General features: G+C 67.3%; 18 protein-coding genes and 1 tRNA gene. 17 read left to right on the top strand and 2 right to left on the bottom strand.

Annotated features, from left to right (window positions below; all coding sequences use genetic code 11):
* The first annotated feature begins 90 nt into the window (after window positions 1-90).
* From C8J26_RS16715 to C8J26_RS16665, 11 genes are all read left to right on the top strand, one after another.
* Entirely contained in the window at window positions 91-1,656 is a 1,566-nt protein-coding gene (locus C8J26_RS16715; protein ID WP_244185362.1) for an alkaline phosphatase D family protein, read from the top strand.
* Between the two features lie 238 nt (window positions 1,657-1,894).
* Window positions 1,895-2,206 carry an STAS domain-containing protein gene (locus C8J26_RS16710; RefSeq protein ID WP_107959335.1) on the top strand — a complete coding sequence of 104 codons (312 nt, stop codon included), beginning with the start codon at window positions 1,895-1,897 and terminating at the stop codon, window positions 2,204-2,206.
* On the top strand, window positions 2,203-2,571 hold the full coding sequence (locus tag C8J26_RS16705) for a response regulator (RefSeq protein WP_107959334.1): 369 nt from the start codon (window positions 2,203-2,205) through the stop codon (window positions 2,569-2,571). The genes C8J26_RS16710 and C8J26_RS16705 overlap by 4 nt, the downstream gene beginning before the upstream one ends.
* Window positions 2,568-4,580, top strand: coding sequence for a chemotaxis protein CheA (locus C8J26_RS16700; RefSeq protein WP_107959333.1), 2,013 nt, complete (start codon window positions 2,568-2,570; stop codon window positions 4,578-4,580). The genes C8J26_RS16705 and C8J26_RS16700 overlap by 4 nt, the downstream gene beginning before the upstream one ends.
* A 4-nt stretch (window positions 4,581-4,584) precedes the next feature.
* Window positions 4,585-5,091, top strand: a complete 507-nt coding sequence (locus C8J26_RS16695; protein ID WP_107959332.1) for a chemotaxis protein CheW — start codon at window positions 4,585-4,587, stop codon at window positions 5,089-5,091.
* Between the two features lie 54 nt (window positions 5,092-5,145).
* Window positions 5,146-6,834: a methyl-accepting chemotaxis protein gene (locus C8J26_RS16690; protein ID WP_107959331.1), complete on the top strand. Its 1,689-nt coding sequence runs from the start codon at window positions 5,146-5,148 to the stop codon at window positions 6,832-6,834.
* Between the two features lie 55 nt (window positions 6,835-6,889).
* Window positions 6,890-8,701 carry a methyl-accepting chemotaxis protein gene (locus tag C8J26_RS16685; protein ID WP_107959330.1) on the top strand — a complete coding sequence of 604 codons (1,812 nt, stop codon included), beginning with the start codon at window positions 6,890-6,892 and terminating at the stop codon, window positions 8,699-8,701.
* The gene (locus tag C8J26_RS16680) at window positions 8,698-9,183 is read left to right on the top strand and encodes a chemotaxis protein CheW (protein ID WP_107959329.1); all 486 of its coding nucleotides are present in this window, start codon (window positions 8,698-8,700) and stop codon (window positions 9,181-9,183) included. Before C8J26_RS16685 ends, C8J26_RS16680 begins: the two co-directional genes overlap by 4 nt.
* A gap of 125 nt (window positions 9,184-9,308) precedes the next feature.
* The gene (locus tag C8J26_RS16675; RefSeq protein WP_107959417.1) at window positions 9,309-10,118 is read left to right on the top strand and encodes a CheR family methyltransferase; all 810 of its coding nucleotides are present in this window, start codon (window positions 9,309-9,311) and stop codon (window positions 10,116-10,118) included.
* 3 nt (window positions 10,119-10,121) lie between these two features.
* Window positions 10,122-11,210: a protein-glutamate methylesterase/protein-glutamine glutaminase gene (locus tag C8J26_RS16670; RefSeq protein WP_056415157.1), complete on the top strand. Its 1,089-nt coding sequence runs from the start codon at window positions 10,122-10,124 to the stop codon at window positions 11,208-11,210.
* Window positions 11,210-13,027, top strand: a complete 1,818-nt coding sequence (locus C8J26_RS16665; protein ID WP_244185360.1) for a hypothetical protein — start codon at window positions 11,210-11,212, stop codon at window positions 13,025-13,027. Before C8J26_RS16670 ends, C8J26_RS16665 begins: the two co-directional genes overlap by 1 nt.
* Before the next feature lie 598 nt (window positions 13,028-13,625).
* On the opposite strand, the gene C8J26_RS16655 is transcribed toward C8J26_RS16665, so the two are convergent.
* Window positions 13,626-13,702: transfer RNA gene (locus C8J26_RS16655), tRNA-Pro, on the bottom strand.
* Window positions 13,703-13,890: 188 nt separating this feature from the next.
* On the opposite strand from C8J26_RS16655, the gene C8J26_RS16650 reads away from it, so the two are divergent.
* The 6 genes from C8J26_RS16650 (at window position 13,891) to C8J26_RS16625 (ending at window position 20,363) form a co-directional block, all read left to right on the top strand.
* Window positions 13,891-14,937, top strand: coding sequence for a lytic murein transglycosylase (locus C8J26_RS16650; protein WP_107959328.1), 1,047 nt, complete (start codon window positions 13,891-13,893; stop codon window positions 14,935-14,937).
* A gap of 106 nt (window positions 14,938-15,043) precedes the next feature.
* The gene (locus C8J26_RS16645) at window positions 15,044-16,207 is read left to right on the top strand and encodes a D-alanyl-D-alanine carboxypeptidase family protein (protein ID WP_107959327.1); all 1,164 of its coding nucleotides are present in this window, start codon (window positions 15,044-15,046) and stop codon (window positions 16,205-16,207) included.
* A 28-nt stretch (window positions 16,208-16,235) separates the two neighbouring features.
* Window positions 16,236-17,213, top strand: a complete 978-nt coding sequence (locus C8J26_RS16640) for an AAA family ATPase (RefSeq protein WP_107959326.1) — start codon at window positions 16,236-16,238, stop codon at window positions 17,211-17,213.
* A 50-nt stretch (window positions 17,214-17,263) separates the two neighbouring features.
* Window positions 17,264-18,811: a methionine--tRNA ligase gene (metG, locus tag C8J26_RS16635; protein ID WP_107959325.1), complete on the top strand. Its 1,548-nt coding sequence runs from the start codon at window positions 17,264-17,266 to the stop codon at window positions 18,809-18,811.
* Window positions 18,811-19,602: a TatD family hydrolase gene (locus C8J26_RS16630; RefSeq protein ID WP_107959324.1), complete on the top strand. Its 792-nt coding sequence runs from the start codon at window positions 18,811-18,813 to the stop codon at window positions 19,600-19,602. Before metG ends, C8J26_RS16630 begins: the two co-directional genes overlap by 1 nt.
* Window positions 19,599-20,363: an MBL fold metallo-hydrolase gene (locus tag C8J26_RS16625; protein WP_056415139.1), complete on the top strand. Its 765-nt coding sequence runs from the start codon at window positions 19,599-19,601 to the stop codon at window positions 20,361-20,363. The genes C8J26_RS16630 and C8J26_RS16625 overlap by 4 nt, the downstream gene beginning before the upstream one ends.
* Before the next feature lie 20 nt (window positions 20,364-20,383).
* Here the strand turns inward: C8J26_RS16625 and C8J26_RS16620 are convergent, their stop codons facing one another.
* Window positions 20,384-22,768: a TonB-dependent receptor gene (locus C8J26_RS16620; protein WP_208631430.1), complete on the bottom strand. Its 2,385-nt coding sequence runs from the start codon at window positions 22,766-22,768 to the stop codon at window positions 20,384-20,386.
* Window positions 22,769-23,092 lie beyond the last annotated feature (324 nt).

Genomic DNA, 23,092 nt, shown 5'->3' with positions numbered 1-23,092 from the left:
CGGCTGCGTCTTCCCGTCATAGTCCGTCGCGACGCGATGCCGGGTCCGGTCCGGCGCGTGGTCCGCGCGATGCCGTCAGGGAGTACCGCCGTGCCTCAGTTCGATCGCCGTAACATGGTCAAGGCCGGCCTTTCGCTCGCGCTGTTGGGCGGAGTCGGCGCGCCGCGGCTGCTCGCGCGCGCCAATTTCACGCGCGATCCGTTCACGCTCGGCATCGCGTCGGGTGAGCCGTGGCCCGACGGGTTCGTCATCTGGACCCGGCTTGCGCCCGAGCCGCAGACGCCCGGTGGCGGCATGCCGCCGCACGATGTTCCGGTGCGCTGGGAGGTGGCCGAAGACCCCGGTTTCCGGACGGTCGTGCGGACCGGCGTGGCAGTGGCGAAGGCCGACCTTGCGCATTCGGTGCATGTCGAAGTCGACGGCCTGCAATCGCGGCGGCCCTATTGGTATCGCTTCCTCGTCGCTGGTGCCGGATCGAGCCCGGTCGGCACTGCGCGTACCGCACCGGCGGCAGGCACGTCGCCCGAGCGGCTGCGTCTGGCGATGCTGGGGTGCCAGGATTTCGAGACGGGGTTCTTCACCGCCTATGCGCATGTCGCACGCGAGCCCGACCTCGACGCGGTCTTTCACTATGGCGACTATATCTACGAGATGGTGGCGCGGACCGAGCCCAGCCCGCGCAAGCATCTGGGAGCCGAGACGTACACGCTGGACGCCTATCGCCGCCGTTACGCGCAATATAAGTCGGATCCCGATCTTCAGGCCGCGCACGCCGCGGTCGCGTTCATCATGTCGTTCGACGACCATGAGATCGACGACAATTGGGCGGGCGAATTCGACAAGGATGGCAACCGGCCCGAGATCTTCGCGCTGCGCAAGGCGGCGGCACTGCAGGCCTGGTATGAGCATGTTCCCGTCCGCCGCGCGCAGCGACCGGGCGCAGCGCATGTGCGAGCCTATCGCCGGCTCGATTACGGCACGCTCGCGCGGATGCACGTGCTCGACACCCGCTCGTTCCGCAGCGATCAGCTCTGCGAGCGTCCCGGCATCGGGCGCGTCGAACTCGATGCTTGCCGTCCTGTCGACCGGCCGGACCGGACGATGCTGGGCGCGGCGCAGGAAGCCTGGCTCGATCGCGGGCTCGGCAACGACGCCCGCTGGAACTTCGTCGCGCAACAGGTGCTCCTCATGCCCTATGACGCGCGCAAGGACGGCGCGACCGCACCCGTCGTCGGCAAGGACAATTGGAACGGCTATCCGCTGTCGCGCCAGCGGCTCGTCGACAGCATCGCGCGACGCGGGCTGAAGAACGTCGTGATCGGCAGTGGCGACCTGCACCAGCATGTCGTCGGGTCCGTACCGCGCGACGCCGATGACGTCGGCGGCGCGGCGATCGCGACCGAGTTCCTCGCGACCTCGATCTCGTCGGGGGGGACGGGCGGGGCGCACTATCCCGGGGAAACCGGGACGCTGGCCAACAACCCGAACGTCGCACTGCTCAACAATCAGCGGGGCTACCAGCTGTTCACGGTCACGCCGGACGCCTGGCGGGCCGACGTGAAGGTCATGGATCAGGTCGACCGGCCCGGGGGGCAGATCTCCACGATCGCGAGGTTTGTCGTCGACCCCAAGCAGCCCGGACCGCAATCCGGCTGACGCAGCCGCGATGTTCACGCTGCCCGCTGCTTCGCGCTCAGGGCGGCGCAGCGCCTTGACGGGCGCCTGCCTTCGCCCGGTCAACCGGCGATGATCATGATCCCTGCATGATCCCGGCGCGTGCGCGGAACCGAATTCTCGTCCCGACCGACAGGCCCGCCCACCGTCCCCTCTATAATGATCATGATCGGTTTGCCGGGGATGGTCCCCGCGCAACCGTCCAGTCACGAGGGATAGGATGCAGGCGATCATCGAGCTGCCCGCAGCCATGACGGTCCGTACCGGCGCGGCGTTCCAGGGCCAGCTGCTGGCGGCTTTTGCAGATAATGACGAGGTCATACTCGATGCCGCCGCGGTCGCCGACGTCGATCTGAGCTTCGTGCAGACCGTATACGCCGCGCGCGACCATGCCGAGCGGCTGGACAAGACGATCCGCCTCGCTTCGCCCGCACAGGGCCCGCTCGCCGCCCTGCTCAAGCGCGGCGGCTTCACCACCGACGCGGATCCCGCCGATCTGCAATTCTGGTTCCACGGAGACCTGCCGCAATGAGTGCGTCCATTCTCACTGTCGATGATTCCCCCAGCCTGCGGATGGCGATCCGGATCGCGCTGAGCGGGGCGGGCTATGCCGTGACCGAGGCGGAGGACGGGGTCCAGGGCCTGAAGGCCGCCACCGCCAGCCGGTTCGACCTGATCATCACCGATCTCAACATGCCCAACATGGACGGGCTGACGATGATCCGCGAGCTGCGCAAATCGCCCGACCAGTGCGGCACGCCGATCATCTTCCTGACCACGGAATCGGATGACTCGATGAAGCAGCAGGCCAAGGCGGCCGGTGCGACCGGCTGGCTGGTCAAGCCGTTCGTCCCCGAACAGCTCATCAAGGTCTCGCGCAAGGTGCTCGGACGATGAGCGGGCAGGATCCGATCGCGGCGTTCCGCATCGAGGCCGCCGACCTGCTCGACCAGATCGAGGAGGCGCTGCTCGACCTTGGCCACCGGCTCGACGACCGCGACTTGGTCGACGCGGTGTTCCGGGGCTTGCACACGCTCAAGGGCTCGGGCGCGATGTTCGGGTTCGATGCGCTGGCGACCTTCACGCACCACTGCGAAAGCGCGTTCGATCGCGTCCGCAAGGGGCTGGTGCCCGCGACGCAGGCGCTGGTCGCGGTGATCCTGTCCGCCAAGGACCATATGCGCGCGCTGATCGACGGCGACGGCACGGGCCAGGAGGCCGCCGGTGACGCGATCCTGCAGGCGTTGCAGGCCGCGATCGAAGGCGCGGGTGCCGCCGCGGCTCCGGACACCGTGGCCGAGCCCGCCAAGGCCGGCTGGCGGCTGTCGTTCCGCTTGCCCCCCGAAGCGATGGCGAACGGGACCAACCCGCTGATGCTGCTCGACGAACTGCGCGAGTTCGGCGAATGCCGGGTGATCGCGCGGGTCGACCGCGTGCCGATGCTGCCCGATCTGGTGCCGGTCGAATGCCATATCGGCTGGGATCTCGAGCTGCACGGCGACATTTCGCGCGGCGATATCGAGGACGTGTTCATCTTCGTGATGGACGACATGGAGCTTTCGATCGAGCCACTGGAGACCGCTGCGCCAGCCGCCGCCGCCGTCGACGACGCCTTGGACGATGTCCCGCCGGTGCAGCTCCATGCGGTCGCGCCCGCCACGCCCGCCGCGATCCCCGCCCCGGATGCCGTCGCCCCGGCGAACGGCCGCCAGCCCGCAAAGTCCGGCGAAAGCGTGCGCGTCCCCGCCGAGCGGCTCGACGAGCTGATGGACCGGGTCGGCGAGCTGGTGATCGTCCAGAGCCGCCTGTCGCAGCTCGCGCATGGCAGCGTGATCGGCATGGAAATGGTGCTACGTTCGATCTCCGAGGAAATCGAACGGCTCGCGAGCGAACTGCGCGAGACGATGATGGTCCTGCGGATGGTGCCGGTCGCGTCGCTGTTCAGCCGCTTCCGCCGCCTGATCCACGACCTGTCGCGCGAGACCGGCAAGACGATCGAGCTCGAGACCGAGGGCGAGGCGACCGAGGTCGACAAGACCGTGATGGAGCGGCTCGCCGATCCGATGGTCCACCTGATCCGCAACGCGTGCGACCACGGGCTGGAAACCGCCGAGGAACGTATCGCGGCGGGCAAGTCCCCGGTCGGCAAGGTGCGGCTCTCCGCCAGCCAGGCGGGCGGCGAGGTGATGATCACGATCCGCGACGATGGCCGCGGGATCGATCGCGAGCGCGTGCGCGCCAAGGCCGAATCGCAGGGGCTGATCCAGCCGGGCCAGGTGCTGAGCGATTCCGAGATCCTGCACATGATCTTCCACCCCGGCTTCTCCACCGCCGCGACGGTGACCAACCTGTCGGGCCGCGGCGTCGGCATGGACGTGGTCAAGCGCACGATCGAGACGCTGCGCGGCGCAATCGACATCACCAGCAAGCCGGGCGAGGGATCGACCGTCGTGCTGCGCATCCCGCTGACGCTGGCGATCATCGACGGGTTGCTCGTCCGGGTCGGCGACGGACGCTATGTCATCCCGCTCGCCGCGGTCGAGGAATGCATCGAACTGAGCCTCGAGGACGATCTGCGGTCGCGCGGGCGCAGCTTCATCACGCTGCGCGAACGGCTGGTGCCGTTCCTGCGGCTGCGCGAGATGTTCGACACCGGCACGCGGCCCGATCCGCACCAGAAGATCGTCGTCATCGCCACCGGGACCGAGCGCGTCGGGCTGGTCGTCGACCAGATCATCGGCAGCCACCAGACCGTCATCAAGTCGATGTCGCTGCTGCACCAGGCAGTCACCACCTTCGCCGGCGCGACGATCCTCGGCGACGGCGGGGTCGCGCTGATCCTCGACGTCTCGCAACTCGTCGCCTTGGGCCAGCATCAGGAGGAGCGGCTGCGCGCCGCTGGATAAGCCAATGGAAAAGAGCATGATTCACTGGGACGCGACGGGTGGCCTTGAAGTCCTGACGTTCGATCTCGGCAGCGAGACCTTTGCGCTGGAAGCGGTGCTGGTACGCGAGATCCTCGACCTGCTGCCCGAGACAGCCGTGCCGGGCGCGCTCGCGCTGGTCGGCAGCGTCGTCAATTTCCGCGGCAAGATCATCCCGATCGCCGACCTGCGGCTCGCCTTCGGCATGCCCGCGGCGGAGGCCACGGTCGACAGCCGGATCGTCGTGATCGAGATGGACGCGCATGGCGAGCCGATCCAGCTCGGCATCCGCACCGACAAGGTCCACGAAGTCGCGACGCTGCGCGAGGCGGATGCGGAAGCGCCGCCCGCGGTCGGAATGCGCTGGCGCCGCGACTATGTCCGCGAGCTGGTGCGCCGCGAAGAGGGCGTGATCGTCCTCCCCGATCTCACCGCGATCTTCAATCCGCTCACCGGCGGCGACGACGCCGCTGGGCGTGCGTCGGTCCACTGACCGCCTTTCCCCGATCCCGATCTCAGGCCAAAGCCTGCCAGGAGACACGACATCATGCGCGCCACGATACGGATGAAACTAGCGGCGGTTTTCGCCGTGGTTCTGCTCATCTCAGCCGGGATGGGCGTCGTCGGCATCTACAAGATGAACGTCATCAACGCCCAGTCGACCGATATGGCCGAGAACTGGATGCCGAGCATCGACGCGATCCATGCGATCAACACGTCGGCCGCCAATCTGCGTGTCGCGCAATATTACCACGTCGCCTCGACCGACGATGCCAAGATGTCGGCGGTCGAGGCCGAGATGAACGCCGACCTGGCTTTGCTTGTCCGGCAGCGGGCGCGGTATGAAAAGCTGATCTCCTCGGACGACGAGCGCGCGATCTATGCGCAGTTCGCCGAGAAGTTCGGCCGTTACGTCCAGGAACAGCGCAGGATCCTGCTTCTGTCGCGCGCCAACCAGAATGCCGAGGCGGCGCGTCGGATCGAGGCGAGCAAGGGGCTGTACGACGACTTTTCGGCGGATCTCACCAAGCTGGTCAAGCTGAACGTCGATGGCGGCGCTGCGGCGAGCCGGACCGGGGACGAGGTCTATGCCGCGGCGCGGTCGCTGTTCATCGCGCTGCTCGTCGCGGTCATCGTCATCGGCATCGCCGCCGCGCTCTGGATTTCGCGGCTGGTGTCGCGCGGGCTCGGCAAGATCGCGGAAGCCGTCGACTCGGTCGCCAGCGGCGACCTCGGCCATGAGGTCGTGGTTACCTCAAACGACGAGATCCGCGACGTGGTCGATACCGTCAACCACATGACCCAGACGCTGCGCGGGGTGATCGGCAATGCGGCCGCGGCGGCGAACAACGTCTCGTCAGGCAGCCAGGAACTGTCGGCCAGCGCCGAACAGATGTCGCAGGGCGCGACCGAACAGGCATCGTCGACCGAACAGGCGTCGTCGGCGATGGAAGAGATGTCCGCCAACATCAAGCAGACCGCCGACAACGCCGCGCAGACCGAGAAGATCGCGCGCCAGTCGTCGAAGGATGCCGAGGCGAGCGGGATCGTGGTCGATCGTGCGGTCGGCGCGATGCGGACGATCGCCGAGAAGATCGGTATCGTCCAGGAGATCGCGCGCCAGACAGACCTGCTCGCGCTCAACGCAGCGGTCGAGGCGGCACGCGCGGGCGAGCATGGCCGTGGCTTCGCGGTGGTCGCGTCCGAAGTGCGCAAGCTCGCCGAACGCAGCCAGGGGGCCGCCGCCGAGATCGGCGCGGTGTCGAGCGATACGCTGCGTGCCGCGAGCGAGGCGGGCGACATGCTGACCAAGCTGGTCCCCGACATCCGCCGCACCGCCGAACTGGTCGCCGAGATCAGCGCCGCGTGCCGCGAGCAGGACATCGGTGCCAACCAGATCAATCAGGCGATCCAGCAGCTCGACCAGATCACGCAGCAGAATTCGAGCGCATCCGAACAGATTGCCGGCACGTCGGAGGAACTCGCCGCGCAGGCGCAGGAGCTGCAGGCGACGATCGCCTTCTTCCGCGATGCTGGGGTCGAACGGCCGGTGCGTGTCGCGAAACCGACCCGCGCGCCCGTTGCGCCCGTCCGCAAGCCTGCGCCCGCACCGCGCGTCGCCAGGCATCGGCCGGGATCGATCGGAGACCAGAAGGCCCGCCTGAACGGCTTCGCGCTCGACCTGCAACAGGGTGGCGCCGACGACCACGACCGCGCTTTCGAGGCGGCGGCATGACCCAGGGTTTGCGCGCCGTCGATCATCACACCCGCGTCAGGAAGGAAATCTGACCATGCGTCCGACGATCAAGTTGAAACTGGCCGGCGCGTTTGCCGCCGTCCTGCTGATCTGCGCCGCGCTCGGCGTGGTCGGCATCCTGAAGATGAACGCTATCAACGCCCAGTCGACCGAGATCACCGATAACTGGATGCCCAGCATCGATGCGCTCCACCGGATCAACACCGCGACATCCGACCTGCGCGTCGGCCAATATTATCACGTCGCGTCGACCGATCCGGCTAAGATGGAGCAGGTCGAGACCGAGATCAACGCCACGCTCGCCACGCTCAAGCAGCAGCGCGCGCGCTACGAGAAGCTGATCTCGTCGGACCAGGAGCGCGCGTCCTACGCGCAATTCTCGGAGAAGTTCGATCGCTATGTGCGTGAGGGCAACCAGATCCTGACGCTTTCGCGCCAGAACCAGAATGCCGAAGCGGCGCGACGGATCGAGCACAGCAAAACGCTGTTCGACGACTTTTCGGGGGATTTGCTCAAACTGGTCAAGCTGAACGTCGATGGCGGCGCGGCGGCGAGCAAGACCGGCGACGACGTCTATGATGCGGCGCGCTCGCTGTTCATCGGCCTGGTCGTGGCGGCGCTGGCGATCGGCATCATCGCCGCGCTGTGGATCTCGCGCACCGTGACGCTGGGGTTGCGCAAGGTCGCCACGGCGATCGATGCGGTGGCGATCGGGGATCTCGACCAGGATGTCGCGGTCACCAGCAACGACGAGATCAAGGACCTCGTCGATACCGTCAACCGCATGACCGCCAATCTGCGTCAGACCTCGCAGCTCGCCGACCAGATTGCCGGCGGCGACCTGACGGTCGATCATCACCCGCTGTCCGACAAGGACACGCTGGGTCTCGCGCTCGCGCGGATGATCGAGCGGTTGCGCGGCGTGGTGGGCGATGCCTCGAGCGCGGCGAACAACGTGTCGTCGGGCAGCCAGGAACTGTCGTCCAGCTCCGAACAGATGTCGCAGGGCGCGACCGAACAGGCGTCCGCGACCGAACAGGCGTCCGCGGCGATGGAAGAGATGTCGGCCAACATCAAGCAGACCGCCGACAATGCCGCGCAGACCGAGAAGATCGCGCGCCAGTCGTCCAAGGACGCCGAGGCGAGCGGGATCGTGGTCGACCGTGCGGTCGGCGCGATGCGGACGATCGCCGAGAAGATCGGCATCGTCCAGGAGATCGCGCGCCAGACCGATCTGCTCGCGCTCAACGCCGCGGTCGAGGCCGCGCGCGCGGGCGAACATGGCCGTGGCTTCGCGGTGGTCGCGTCCGAAGTGCGCAAGCTCGCCGAACGCAGCCAGGGTGCCGCCGCCGAGATCGGCGCGGTGTCGAGCGATACGCTGCGTGCCGCGAGCGAAGCGGGCGACATGCTGACGAAGCTGGTGCCCGACATTCGCCGCACCGCCGAACTCGTCGCCGAGATCAGCGCCGCCTGCCGCGAGCAGGACATCGGTGCCAATCAGATCAACCAGGCGATCCAGCAGCTCGACCAGGTCACGCAGCAGAATTCGAGCGCATCCGAACAGGTCGCCAGCACCTCGGAGGAACTCGCCGCGCAGGCCGAGGAGCTCCAGGCGAGCATCGCCTATTTCCGGCTCGACACGCATGGCGCGCGGCCGGTGAAGGTCGCCAAGGCCTCGGTCGCCAGGACCAGCATGCCGATCCGCAAGGCACCGGCCCGCAGCCTGGCCAAGCCCCGCCCCAACTCAGTAGCCGACCAGCAGGCGCGCGCGCAGGGCTTCGCGCTCGATCTCGCCCGTGGTGGCCCAGACGCAGAGGACGCCGATTTCGGCGCACAGGCAGCATGAGCGATACGCATGAAATCCAGGTCGTCACCTTCGGGCTGGGGGCGGAGGTGTTCGCCGTCCCGGTGACGCTCGTCCGCGAGATCCTCGATTATCGCGAGACCTTCCATATCCCCAACGGGCCGGAATATCTGCTCGGCTTGACCGACATGCGCGGGCAGGGGGTGACCACGATCGACTTCCGCCTTCGCCTCGGTCTGCCGCATGCGGACCCGACCCCGAGCACGCGGATCCTGGTGGTCGACGTACCGCTCGCGGACCGCGCGCTGATGCTGGGGCTGGTGGTGGACCGCGTACTCGAGGTCAGCACCTTCCGCGGCGACCAGATCGACGCGGCCCCCGATATCGGCGTGCGCTGGCCGTCCGATTATATCGGCGGCGTGGTGAAACGGCCCGACGGTTTCGTCGTGCTGGTCGATATCGCGCGCGTCTTTTCGTCGGCTGACGTCCCGTTGCTGAGCAGGTCGATCGCGCACGCCGCCTGAACCCTTGTACCCCGGGGCGACTGTCCCTGGAGCCCTCTACCCGGAGCATCGACGTGCCCAGAGCCGCCGCCACCGCCGCCACTGCCCCCGCACCGATCGGTCCGGCCGGGTCGGGCAACGACCAGATCAGCCACCGCAACTTCGTCAAGATCGCGACCTACATCTACGCCACCGCGGGCATCAAGATGCCCGACAGCAAGAAGACGATGCTCGAGGGGCGGTTGCGGCGCCGGATGCGGGCGTTGTCGTTGCCGTCGCTGGATGCCTATTGCGACCATGTGTTCGTAACGGGCGGGCTCGATGCCGAGGCGTTGCACCTGCTCAATGCGGTGACCACGAACAAGACCGACTTCTTCCGCGAACCCCAGCATTTCGACTATCTCGAATCGACGATCCTGCCCGACCTGATCGACCGGCGGGTCGACCGGATCCGCGCATGGAGCGCCGCCTGCTCGACCGGGCCGGAGCCCTATACGCTGGCGATGGTGCTAGACGATTGGGCGACCAACCGCGGTGGCCCGGGTTACGGCATCCTCGCGACCGATCTCGATACCGACGTGCTCGAAGCGGCGCGGACCGGGATCTATTCCGCCGAAGCGGTCGAGCCGGTGCCGCATGCGCTGCGCCGCTATATCGCGACGTCGCGCGATTCGCGGCGCAGCGAGGTCCGGATCGTGCCCGCGCTGCGCAGCGCGATCGGCTTCGCGCGGATGAACCTGATGGACGAGCGGTATCCGGTCGGGGATCCGATGCACCTCATCTTCTGTCGCAACGTCCTGATCTATTTCGACAGGCCGACGCAGCGCAAAGTGGTGTCGCGGCTGATCGACTGCCTCGTCCCCGGCGGGCACCTGTTTCTCGGCCATGCCGAGTCGGTCGCCGGGCACGATCTGCCGTTGGTGCAGGTCGCCAACACCATCTTCAAGCGGAGCTGAGCAATGAAGAACGGCAAAATCCGCGTCCTCGTCGTCGATGATTCGGCGAGCGTGCGTCATATGATGACCGCGGTGCTGCAGGAGGACCCCGATATCGAGGTGATGGCCGCCGCCGCCGATCCGTTCAGCGCGGCGCGTGCGATCCAGGCGGAAGTCCCCGACGTCATCACGCTCGACGTCGAGATGCCGCGGATGGACGGCATCACCTTCCTGCGCAAACTGATGGGGCAATGCCCGGTGCCAGTGGTGATGTGCTCGTCGCTGACCGAGGACGGCTCCGAAACGCTGTTACAGGCGATGGAGGCGGGCGCGGTCGACGTGATCCTGAAACCCAAGATGGGCGTCGCGGATCATCTGGCGGAGCATAATATGCAGATCCGCGACGTGGTGAAGGCGGCCGCCCGCGCGCGCGTCCGCGGTCGTCCGGCGGGCCATGCGGTCCGCCCGCACACCCCAGAGAAGAAGCTCACCGCCGACGCGATGCTGCCGCCGCCAAGCAGCCGCGCGATGAGCCGCACGACCGAAATGGTGCTGTGCCTGGGTGCCTCCACGGGCGGCACCGAGGCGCTGAGCCAGGTGCTGCGCGCGCTGCCCGCGAACGCGCCGGGGATCGTCGTGGTCCAGCACATGCCCGAGAATTTCACGCGCGCCTTTGCCCGCCGGCTCGACGGGCTGTGCGAGGTCGACGTCAAGGAAGCGAGCGACGGCGACGCCGTGCTGCGCGGCCAGGTGCTGATCGCTCCGGGTGGCGGCAAGCACACGATGCTCGAGCGGCAGGGCGCGCGCTATCATGTCAGCGTGCGCGAGGGGCCGCTGGTGTCGCGGCATCGCCCGTCGGTCGACGTGCTGTTCCGCTCGGCCGCGCGCTCCGCGGGGTCGAATGCGGTCGGCGTGATCATGACGGGCATGGGGGACGACGGCGCGCGCGGCTTGCTCGAGATGAAGCAGGCGGGCGCGATCACCTTCGCGCAGGACGAGGCGACCTCGATCGTGTTCGGCATGCCCAAGGAAGCGATCGCGCGCGGCGCGGCGGATCACGTGATCCCGCTCGGGCAGATCGCGCGACAGATGCTGGGCGCGGCGAACCGCTGATGGAGATCGTCGTATCGCCCGGGGCGGAGGAGGTCGCCGCGTCACCCGAGAGGCTCGCGGACGCGCCTGCCGCCGGGTCCGTCGAGGACTCGCGCGCAGGCGGCGGGGCGATGCCGCAGTCGCTGGAGGTGCTGCGGACGGCGCTCGCCGACCTCGCGCGGGGGCTCGATTCGCGCTTCGTCGCTGCCGGCGCGGCGCTCTCGCAGACATATGAGATCGTCGAACGCCTCATCGCCGCGCTGGAGCGCGTGACGGGCGCGATGGATGCCGACGGCGCGGCGGCTGCGGTGGCCAACATGCGCGCGACGGCGGACCGGCTGATCCGGCTTCCGCAGTCGCAGGCGGCGCGTGCGACTGCCCTGCGCGACGTCCAGCAGATCGGCGTGGCGCTGCGCGGCGAGATCAGCCGGGTCAACCGGACGCTCAGCTTCCTTCGCATCTGCGGGCTCAACATCAAGGTCGCGTCGGCCGGGATGGCCGAGTTCTCCGATTTCGCCGACGACATGTTCGTGAAGCTGGATGTCGCCGAGGCCGAAATGGCGCGGATCGGGGTCGAGGTCGAGGTGCTGGTGGACTTGGTGCCAAGCGTGTTCCGCGTCGAGCAGCAGCTTACCGCCGAATGCGCGGCGGTCATCCCGCGTGTTCCCGCCAGCCTGGCCGAGGATGCCGGCGCGCTGCAGGCACATCAGACGGTGCTGGCGGCGCGCGCGGCGGAGATCGCCGAGGTCGCGCGCGATGTCCGGTCCAAGCTGGCGACCGCGCTGGGTGCCTTGCAGATCGGCGACATCGCACGGCAGCGGATCGAGCATGTGGTGACCGGGCTCGGCATGATCCATGATGCCGTCGATGCGGATCTCGCGCTGGACGCCGACGCCGCAGCGGCCGTGCGAGGCTATGGGATCGCGATGCTGGCGGCACAGGCGGCCGATACCGCGCGGGATTTCCAGCGCGAGACGCATGTGTTGACGCAGAACCTCCACGGCATCGCGCCGCGCGCCGCCGCGTTGCTGACGTTTCGGCAAAGCGGTGATAGTGGCGGCGACAGCGGCGGAGACAGTGGGGGCGGCCAGGGTGAGACGACGTTCCTGTCTGGGCTCGAACGCAGCGTCGCCGAGGCGGAGAGCGTCACCGGTCGGCTGCGCGAGGCGGATGCCCAGTCGCAACGGCTGGGCGAGGCGACCTCTGCGATGGCGGCGCAACTGGCCGCGCGGTTGCGCAACGTCCACCGCGTGAAGGACGACGTCCAGCACATGGCCTGGAACACCGATCTGCGCAGTTACCGGATGGGGGAAGCGGGCCATGGCCTCGCGGTGGTGGCGTCCGAGATCCGCGGCTTTGCCATCGCGCTCGAGGCTATGTCGGGCCGGATCGGCGCACTGTTCGAACGGCTGGCGAGCGCTGCAGGCGCGATCGGCCGCCCCGAGGCAGACGGCGAGGTCACGCAGCCGCTGGCGGAGTCGCTCGACCGGATCCGCGAGGGGAGCGTGCGGATGCGCGAGGGGCTGGCCGGGCTGGGCGACGATGCGACCGCGATTTCGGACATGTTGCGCACGACGACCGACAGCGTCGATTGCCATGCGGTGGGTGGCACGCTGGCCGATCACGCGACGCACCTCGCCGGCTTCGGCGCGACCGGAGACGATTGCCCCGACGCGGCAAAGCCCGCGCTGGCCGACCTCCTCGATGCCATCCGAAGCCTCTACACGATGGCGCGCGAACGCGAGATCCACCGCCAGTTCGCGCTGCGGCCGGACGAGCCCACTGCCGCCCCCGCGGCATCGGACGCCGAAGAGGACGACGACGACGGCCTGTTCTGACCGCCGCCGCTGGTAGGAAGGCAGGGCAAAGCGTAGCGCAACCATCGCCACGGCACCGACTCCGGCGATCCCGGCAAAGGCGGCACCCCGCCGACCGCCGCCACCGTCAGGCCGGAGAAGATCGCGGCGATCGCGCCCGCGCGCTGCCGAGCCTTCGAAACCGGATCGGCGTTGTGAAGATCGCACACCACATCCGCCACCGCCCTCGCGCGCTCCTTGCTCGAGCTGGCATCGATCAAGTGGTCATGCTCGTCCAATGCCGTCAGCCGTCGAGGCCCTTGCAGGCAAGGAGAGCCTACGCTTCAGCATAGATGGCATCGATCGTGGGGTGATCTCCCTCCGGGCTGGGCTGCCGGGCCAATCGAGCTTGATGCGCTTCGACTGCCAGCGCGATGCATCGCTGAGTATCTGTTTCAGCTGATCGGGGGGCAGCCCCGTCGACCACGGTCATCTTCCCGCCAGTGATAGCTACCGCGCAACTTTAGGTTCGATAAGCCTCGTCCATCGCCCCCAATGGGTGCAGCGAAGGGTAAAGTCGTGGGTACGACCATGCCCGATCGCCATATTGGCGACGAGTGATGATCGAAGTACCTCATGATGGTCGGGGAGACAGGATTCGAACCTGCGACCCCCTGGTCCCAAACCAGGTGCGCTACCAGCCTGCGCCACTCCCCGACTGCGACGGCCCTTAGCCGCTGATTTCGCCGGATGGCAAGCGGCATCGTGTTTCGCGCGGCGAAAGACGCCCGTCAGGCCGTGCGGCGCGCGTTAGCCGGCACGCCGCGAGAGGCGTACGGCCGCACGTGCGTCGGGCGGGACGATGCGAGGTTCCGATCGCGGCGGGTCTGTGGCAGAGCCCACTCATGGGTGGGACATCGACAGCAACGGCGCGACTGCGCAGGATCGTTATCGGCTTGGTTGCCGTGCTGGCCGGGAGCAGCCCGGCGCTGGCGCAGGACGATGCTGGGTTTCAGGCGTATCTCGTCGCGCTGCGGCGGCAGGCGCTGGCGGACGGTGTCAGCACGCGAACGGCTGACGCGGTGTTTCCGACGCTGACGCTCAACCAGCGGGTGATCGATCTCGACCGGCAGCAGCCGGGCGCGACAAGTAGCAGCGCGGTCCCGGCGTTCGCGCCGTACCGTGCGCAGCATGTCGACGCGGCGCGGATCGCGCGCGGGCGCCAGACCTATCTGGCGCAACGCTCGCGGTTGCAGCGGATCGAGCAGACCACCGGCGTCCCCGAATCGATCATGGTCGCGATCTGGGGGCATGAGACGAATTACGGCAGCTATACGGGCAATTTCGATCTGCTTCGGTCGCTCGCCAGCCTTGCCTATGAGGGGCGGCGGCGATCGCTGTTCGCGGGCGAGTTCATCGCCGGGCTCAAGATGCTCGATCGTGGCGTGACGCGCGACCAGCTCAAGGGAAGCTGGGCGGGCGCGACGGGCAACCCGCAGTTCCTGCCGTCGATCTATCTGCGCCTCGCGCGCGACGGCGATGGCGACGGGCGCGCGGATATCTGGAACAGCCCGGCGGATACGCTGGCGTCGATCGGCAATTACTTCGTCGATGCCGGCTGGCGCGCGGGCCAGCCCTGGGGTGTCGCCGTCACCGTTCCCGCGACATTCGACCGATCGCAGGTCCGCAACCGGCTCGTCTCGCCACGCTGCCCGCGCGTGTTCGAGCGGCATAGCGGGTGGCGGACGATCGCCGAGTGGCGTGCGCTGGGGATCGCGCCGCAAGGCCGCAGCCTGCCCGCCGACAGCGTGATGGCGACGTTGCTCGAGCCGGACGGGCAGGGGGCTACCGCCTATCTGCTGACGAGCAACTACCGCGTGATCCTCGATTACAACTGCTCGAATTTCTATGCGCTGTCGGTCGGCCTGCTCGCCGATGCGGTCGAGCGCTAGGCCGAATTTACGCGCAACGCGGGCGTGACGCGGTCGCCGGGCGCGGCTATGACCTGCATCACATCCTGCCCACGGATCGAGTTCCCTTTTGCTCACGGAATACCCCATGAAGAAGCTGATCGTCGCACCGCTCGTCGCGCTCGCGCTGGCGCACCCGTCCATCGCCGCTGCGCCCCAGTTCCAGACCGCCGCGCCGATCGCCTATATGGAGGACCTGTCGTCGGGTGCGGTGCTGTTCGCGCGTGACGCCGATCGCCGGATGCCGCCGGCGTCGCTCGCCAAGATGATGACGGTCTATGTCGCGTTCGACATGGTCAAGAAGGGCGAACTGAAGCTCGACCAGATGATGCCCGTGCGGCCTGAGACCTGGGCGAAATGGCATGGTCCGTCCGCGGGTTCGACGATGTTCCTGTCGTCGGGTGAGAATGTCAGCGTCGCCAATCTGCTGTACGGCATCGTCACGCTGTCGGGCAACGACGCGTGCATCGTGCTCGCCGAGGGGATTTCGGGCTCGGAGCAGGCGTTCACCGAGCGGATGAACCGCAAGGCGGCCGAACTGGGTCTCAAGGACAGCCATTTCGGCACTGCGAACGGCTGGCCCGACAACGGCGTGACCTATGTCACCGCGCATGATCTCGCCAAGCTGGCCGCGGCGACGATCACCAACTATCCCGATCTGTACAAGCAATTCTATTCGAAGCGCGACTTCACCTGGGGCAAGACGATGGGTGGCAGCGCGATTACCCAGGCGAACCGCGATCCGATCCTCGGTCGCGTCGCGGGCGCCGATGGCCTGAAGACCGGTCACACCGAGGAGGCCGGCTATGGCTTCACCGGCTCGGCGGTGCAGAACGGGCGTCGCCTCGTGATGGTGGTCGCCGGGCTGACGAGTTCGGGCCAGCGCGCCGAGGAGTCGGTCCGCTTCATGGAATGGGGCTTTCGCGCGTGGCAGTCCAAGCCGATCGTCGCCAAGGGCAAGAAGGTCGAGACCGCCGCGGTGCAGCTCGGCGATGCGTCGTCGGTCGGGCTCGTCGCCCCCAAGGCGCTGACCGTGACGCTGCCCGCGGGCACCTCGCCGACGATGACCGCCAAGGTCGTCTATGACGGCCCGATCAAGGCGCCGATCAAGGCGGGGCAGCATGTTGCCGATCTCGTCGTCACCACGTCCGACGGTCTCCAGCAGACGATGCCGCTGGTCGCCGAGAAGGATGTCGCCGAGGCCGGCTTCTTCGGTCGCGCTTGGGCAGGGCTGACCGGCTTTTTCGGCTGATGACCCCGGCGCCGATGGTCGTGCAGGCATGACGCCGATCATCGGCAACACCGCCGCGCAGGCTGCCTTTCTGGCAGCGATGCGCGGCGGCTCGCTGCATCACGCGTGGCTGATTGCGGGGCCGCAGGGCGTCGGCAAGGCCAGCTTCGCGCGCGCCGCGGCGATGCGGATGCTGGCGGACGCGGCCAATCCCGATGACGGTTCGACGGGGCTGGCGGTGCCCGAGGGCAACCGGACGCGGTCGCTGATGGAGGCGGGCTCGCACCCCGACTTCCGCGTTCTCGCGCGGTTGCCCAAGGATCCCGACAAGCCCGACCAGGACCTCGCGCGCAGCATCACGATAGCGCAGGTCCGGACGTTGCAGCCCTTGTTCGCCACGACGCCGTCGATGAGCCCGCGCCGTGTGGTCGTCATCGATGCGATCGACGATCTGGAGCGGGGCGGGGCCAATGCGCTGCTCAAGAATCTCGAGGAACCGCCCGCGGGGACGATCTTCCTGCTCGTCAGCCATGCGCCGGGGCGGTTGCTGCCGACGATCCGATCGCGCTGTCGCCTGTTGCGGTTCGAGGCGCTCGATACCGACGAGGTCGCGACCGCGATCCGGACGCTGCGCCCCGAGGCGGATGAGGACGAGGTGGCCGCGCTGGTTCGTGCGAGCGACGGTGCGCCCGGACGCGCGCTGCGCTATGCCGGGCTCGACATCGCGGCGATCGACGACGCGATCGCGGCGATTGCGCAGGGCGGCGACCGTGACAATGGACTTAGGCTTAAACTGGCTAAGGCGCTGGCGCTGAAGGCGGCGCAACCGCGCTACGAGGCGTTTCTCGATCGCGCGCCTGTGTTTATCGCCGATGCGGCACGGGCCCGGTCCGGGCAGGCTCTGCGGTCCGCGCTCGACGCGCATGCCGCGGCGCGCGATCTGGCGGGGGCCGCGATCGGCCTGTCGCTCGATGCGCAGGCGACGGTGTTCGAGATGGCGGGGATCGTCGCGACATTACGCCAGTGATCGCGCGGCACAGGCTTCACCTGATCGGGGTGATGCTCTAGGAGCGCGGCATGGCCGACCCCTTTTATATCACCACCGCAATCCACTATCCCAATGGCCGACCGCATATCGGCCATGCGTATGAGATGATCGCCGCCGATGCGATCGCCCGCTTCCAGCGTCAGGCCGGGCGCGACGTGCTGTTCCAGACCGGCACCGACGAGCATGGCCTCAAGATGGTCCAGACCGCACGCGAGCGCGATATCCCGGTGCGCGACCTGGCCAATGAAATGTCGTCGTATTTCCATGAGATGGCGGATCGTCTTGGCATCTCGTACGACCGGTTCATCCGCACTGTCGACGAGGATCACTACGCGGCGAGCGCGGCAATCTGGCAGGCGATGGCGGATGCGGGCGACCTGTATCTCGATCGGTACGAGGGCTGGTATTCGGTCCGCGACGAGGCGTTCTACGACGAATCCGAATTGACCGGGGAGGGCGACGATCGCCGCTCGCCGCAAGGTACGCCGGTCGAATGGACTGCCGAGGAGACCTGGTTCTTCCGCCTGTCAAAATATCAGCAGCCGCTGCTCGATCTCTTTGCCGCCAACCCCGACTTCATCCGCCCGGAGAGCCGTCGCAACGAGGTGATGCGCTTTGTCGAGGGCGGGCTGAAGGATCTGTCGGTCTCGCGTACCAGCTTCGACTGGGGCGTGCCCGTCCCCGGCAGCCCCGGCCATGTCATGTATGTGTGGGTCGACGCGCTCACCAACTATCTGACCGGTATCGGCTATCCCGACATGACCGGCGACAAGGCGAAATACTGGCCGGCGGATATCCATCTGATCGGCAAGGATATCGTTCGTTTCCACGCGGTGTACTGGCCGGCGTTCCTGCTCTCGGCGGGGGTTCCGCTGCCCAAGAGCGTGTTCGGGCACGGCTTCCTGCTCACGCGTGGCGAGAAGATGTCGAAGTCGGTCGGCAACGTCGTCGATCCGATGGCGCTGGCGGATGCGTTCGGCGTCGATGCGCTGCGCTATTTCTTCCTGCGCGACGTCAGCTTCGGCCAGGATGGCAGCTACTCGCCCGAGGCGATCGTTACCCGCGTCAATGCCGAGCTGGCGAACAGCTTCGGCAACCTTGCGCAACGAACTTTGTCGTTCATCGCCAAGAATTTGAGCGGCGAGTTTCCCACGGCGGGTACGGTCCACGAGGCCGATGCGATGCTGATCGAGGAGGTCGTTATCGCCTGTGCCGGGTTCAAGTCGGGGTTCGCGGACCTCGCGCTGTCGCAGGGCATCGAGGCGTGGATGCGCGGCGTGTTCGCGTGCAACCAGTATATCGACGCGCAGGCACCCTGGGCGTTGCGCAAGACCGATCCCGAGCGGATGAACGCGGTGCTCGGCACGCTGGTCCGCGCGATCCGCATGCTCGCGATCGCGATCCTGCCGGTCGTGCCGGACTCGGCGGGCAAGGTGCTCGACCAGATCGGCGCGACCGAGCGCGATCATGCCGCAATCGACGACGATGGCTGGTACGACCGCGTCGCCGCCTCCGACTTCCGCATCGCGCCGCCTGCGCCGGTGTTCCCCCGTCTCGAACTGCCTGCGGAGGCCTGATGCTCGCCGACAGCCATTGCCATCTGAACTACAAGGGCCTCGTTGAGGACCAGCAGGCGGTCCTCGCGCGCGCCCGTGCGCGCGGTGTAACGGCGATGCTCAACATCTCGACCCGCGAAAGCGAGTGGGACGATATCGTCGCTACCGCCGAGCGCGAGCCCGATGTCTGGGCGACGATCGGGATCCATCCCAACGAGGCGGATACTTATCCCGACGTCGATGCCGCCAAGCTCGTCGCGCGCGCGCAGCATCCGCGCGTCGTCGGGCTCGGCGAAAGCGGTCTGGACTATTTCCGCGATACGTCGGACCGGGCACGCCAGCAGGCGAGCTTTCGTGCGCACATCGCGGCGTCGCGCGAGACCGGCCTGCCGATCGTCGTCCACACCCGCGATGCCGAGGACGATACCGCGGCGATCATGGCGGAAGAGATGGCGAAGGGGGCCTATACGGGCGTCATCCACTGCTTCACCGCGAGCGGTGCGTTTGCCGACAAGGCGCTGGACATGGGGCTGTACATCTCGATCTCGGGAATCGTGACGTTCAAGAACGCGCGCGACCTGCAGGAGACCGCCGCGCGGTTGCCGATCGAGCGGTTGCTGATCGAGACCGACGCGCCGTTCCTCGCGCCCGTGCCGCATCGGGGCAAGACTGGCGAGCCCGGTTTCGTCGCCGACACCGCCAAGTTTCTCGCCGACCTGCGCGGCGAAACTGTCGAGGACTTGTCGCGACGTACCGCCGAGAATTTCCACGCGCTGTTCGCCAAGACGCGGGTGTCCGGGGCGATCGCATGAAGATCACGATCCTCGGTTCGGGCACGTCCTCCGGCGTGCCGAGGATCGGTAACGACTGGGGCGACTGCGACCCGACCGAGCCGCGCAATCGCCGCACGCGGGCGTCCGCGCTGGTCGAGCATGACGGTACGCGGATCCTGATCGATACGAGCCCCGACATGCGCGAACAGCTGCTCGCGGCGGATATCGACCGGGTCGATGCGGTGATCTGGACGCACGATCACGCGGATCACTGCCACGGGATCGACGATCTGCGGCAGCTGTTCCACGCAAGCGGTACGCCCGTTCGCGGCTATGCGCGGCCCTTCACGCTCGCGGCGCTCGATGCGCGCTTCACCTATGCGTTTCATGGTCGCCCCGGTTACCCGCCGACGATCGCGGCCGAGGTGTTGCCCGACCGGCTGACGATCGGCGGTATCGATATCCGTGTGACCGACCAGCCACACGGCAGCATCCACGCCGCTGGCCTGCGGTTCGGGGCGGCGGGCGTGTCGATCGGATATGCGACCGATTTCAACGTGATGACCGATGATATGGCCACGCTGTATCAGGATCTAGACGTCTGGGTCGTCGACGTTCTGCGAAGGCGTCCGCATCCGACGCACATGGCGTTGCCCGCCATACTCGGATGGGTCGAACGCCTGACGCCAAGGCAGACTGCGTTGATCCATATGGACAATACGATGGACTATGCGACGTTGTGCGACGAGCTGCCGGCCGGTGTCGAACCTGGTTATGACGGGCTCGTGCTGACCGCCTGACGGCCGCACGAGCCCGAGGCTCAGAACCCCTTTTTCAGCGAGACGAAGAACTGGCGCGGGGTGCCGGCCAGCAGCGTCTGGTTGTCGCCGCTGGCGGTGAAGCCGTTCGAGCCGATCGTCGCGATGTACTTCTTGTCGGTCAGGTTGGTGACGCTGCCCAGGATCGAGACGCCGTGCAACGCGCCGTCGCCCTCGAAACGATAGCCGATGCTCGCATCGACGAGCACGCGCCCGGGCACCGACTGATCGTTGAGATAGGTGAAGTAGCGCTTGCTCATGTAATCGGCACCGACGCGTGCGGTGAAGCCCGACTGTTCCAGGACGACCTCGCCCTTGAGCATGTGCTCGGGGCTGTCGACGGCCATCTTGCCATCGGTTGCCACGAGCACTGCGCCGGTCGCAGACAGGACGTCGTCGGCATATTTCGATTTGTTGTACGAATAGCTGGCGAACAGCGACAGGGGGCGGAACACGCGGTAATTCACCGCGACCTCTGCGCCATAGGTATGGACGCTGCCGACGTTGTTGAGCGTCGCGGGGTTGCCGATGATCCCGGCGCCGTTGGCAAAGCCGAGCAGCCGGTTGGCGAAATCGATGTAATAGCCGACCGCCGACGCCTGGAACGGTCCGGTCCGGAAGCGCAGGCCGCCCTCCGCGGTCCTGGAGCGTTCGGGCTTCAACCGGCCGCGGATCGCGTCGAACCCGGCTTGCGTGGTCGAGAACGGGCCGGTCGTCGCCGACGACACATAGGCGCGGACGTTTTCCTTATAGTCGGCGAAGAGTTCGGTCGATGGCGCGAGCTTGAAAAGGATGCCCGCCTGGGGCTGGAACCAGTCCTTTGCGGTGATCCGTCCGATCGCGAGCGGCGAGGTCGTCGCCGGCAGCATGACCGCGCGGTTGACGACGTAGAAGCCCTTCCACCCGGCGTTCAGCGTCAGCCGGTCGTCGGCGAGCCTGATCGTGTCGCCGACATGATATTGCATCGTGTCGGTGCTGTACTTGCCGTCCCACTGCGTCCGGTAGGGGTTCTTCTGGAATTCCAGCGTGTCACGGTTTGGCGTCGCGCTGTCGGTCATGCCGTAGAAGCGGCGCGCCTGCGTGAACGTGTTGCTCTCCAGCCAGCCGCCGACCTCCAGCGTGTTCGCCGACGTCTCATACACCAGATTGCTCAGCGCGCCGCCGCGCTTCATCGCATATTCGGTCGTGCGGAAGCCGAGCGGGCTTGCCGCGGCGATCGGTGTGCCATCGGCGTTTGCGGCGCCGGCCGGGGTCGGCGAATAGGGCGTGATCCATGATCCCTGGCCCTTGTTGTCATGATAATAGCCGGTCGTGGTCAGCGACAGTTCGGGCGTCAGATGCGCGTCGAACGTGACACCGCCCAGATAGTCCCGACGCAGCCCGCCCGCATCGTAATAGGCGTCGTCGACCGTGCCGAACCCCGTCGGAAACGTCGTACCGGCCCCCGTCCAGGGCTGCGCGGTGCCAGCGGCGACCGCGGCCTGGTTTTGCGCGACCTTGGCGATCTGCAGCGCCAGCGGGTAATTGTCGGCGATGTTGTCGTTGCGCAGCCCGCGGCGGTTGATGATGTTGAGGTTGAGATCCTGATAGTCCTGCTCGCGACGATCCGAGAAGTTCAGGAACGCCGACAGGCTGCCGAGTGTGCCTAAATCCTTGACGATCTTGCCGTTGGCCTGGTGCTGGCGCTGGACGCCGTCGCCCTTCCACTTGTCGGTCGAGAGATAGCCATAGCTCAGATAGCCCTTGAGCCCGCCGCCGAGATCGCCGCTGTCGATGCGGGCGAACGCGCGATAGGTGTTGTCCGACCCGTAGGTGCCGCCGCCGGTGACGTTGCCCGTATCGCGCGGCGCGTCGCTGAAGAACTCGATCGTGCCGCCGAGGTTGCTCGTCGAGGCGGTGCCGAGCGCGCCTGCGCCCTGCGCCACGTCGGTGCGGGCGACGTTCTCGGAAAGGATCGCACGGCTGATGTGCAGGCCGTTGACATTGCCATAGCTCATGTCGCCGAGCGGTACGCCGTCGAGCGTGAAGCCGAGCTGGTTCTGGTTGAACCCGCGCAGCGAGATCCGCACCGCCCATTCATAGGCGCCGAACGGGTCGGCCGCCTGGAAATTGACCCCCGGCAGCTTCTCGATCGCCTTTAACGGGCTCGAGCCGGGCGTGAGGCGGTTGAGATCGGCTGCGGTGATGCTCTGGATCTGGCGGCTCTGGCCGAAGCCGAGCACGACGATGTCTTCGCCAGTGCCCTGAGCTGCATCGGTGGCTGCGCCGTCGGCCGGGAGCGGCTGGTCCGCTGGCGCCAGCGCCGGGGAAGGGGCGTTTTGCGCGACGGCGGGTGCAGCGATCGCCAGCACGGCGACGCTGGCGAAAAGGCCGGAAAGACGGTTCATGATGGTCCCCTTCGCTGCCATGGCGCAGCGTCCACCGCGCCCATCGGCGTGGCGCGTTACCGGGCGACGACGTTTCGATGACGTTTCGATGTCCGGTACGTATTTCCGCGACGCTCGTTTGCACGGATGAAATTTCGCGGGGCCAGCGTGACCGATCCGCAACACCGGGCACGATCGCCGCTGCCTGGAGAAACTTGCGGCAGATTAGATCCGTGCGTGCGGAACCGATCGCGCCGGCGACGCTTTGATTCGGGTGAACACCGCATGCGCCTGACGACGACCGGTCGCGGAAGACGTTGCGGGTCATCACATGGGAAAAGCACG

Source organism: Sphingomonas aurantiaca, from assembly GCF_003050705.1.
In the GTDB taxonomy this organism is placed as follows: Bacteria; Pseudomonadota; Alphaproteobacteria; order Sphingomonadales; family Sphingomonadaceae; genus Sphingomonas; species Sphingomonas aurantiaca.
The sequence above is the reverse complement of the archived record's forward strand: the minus strand, read 5'-3'. Positions and strand labels throughout refer to the sequence as shown.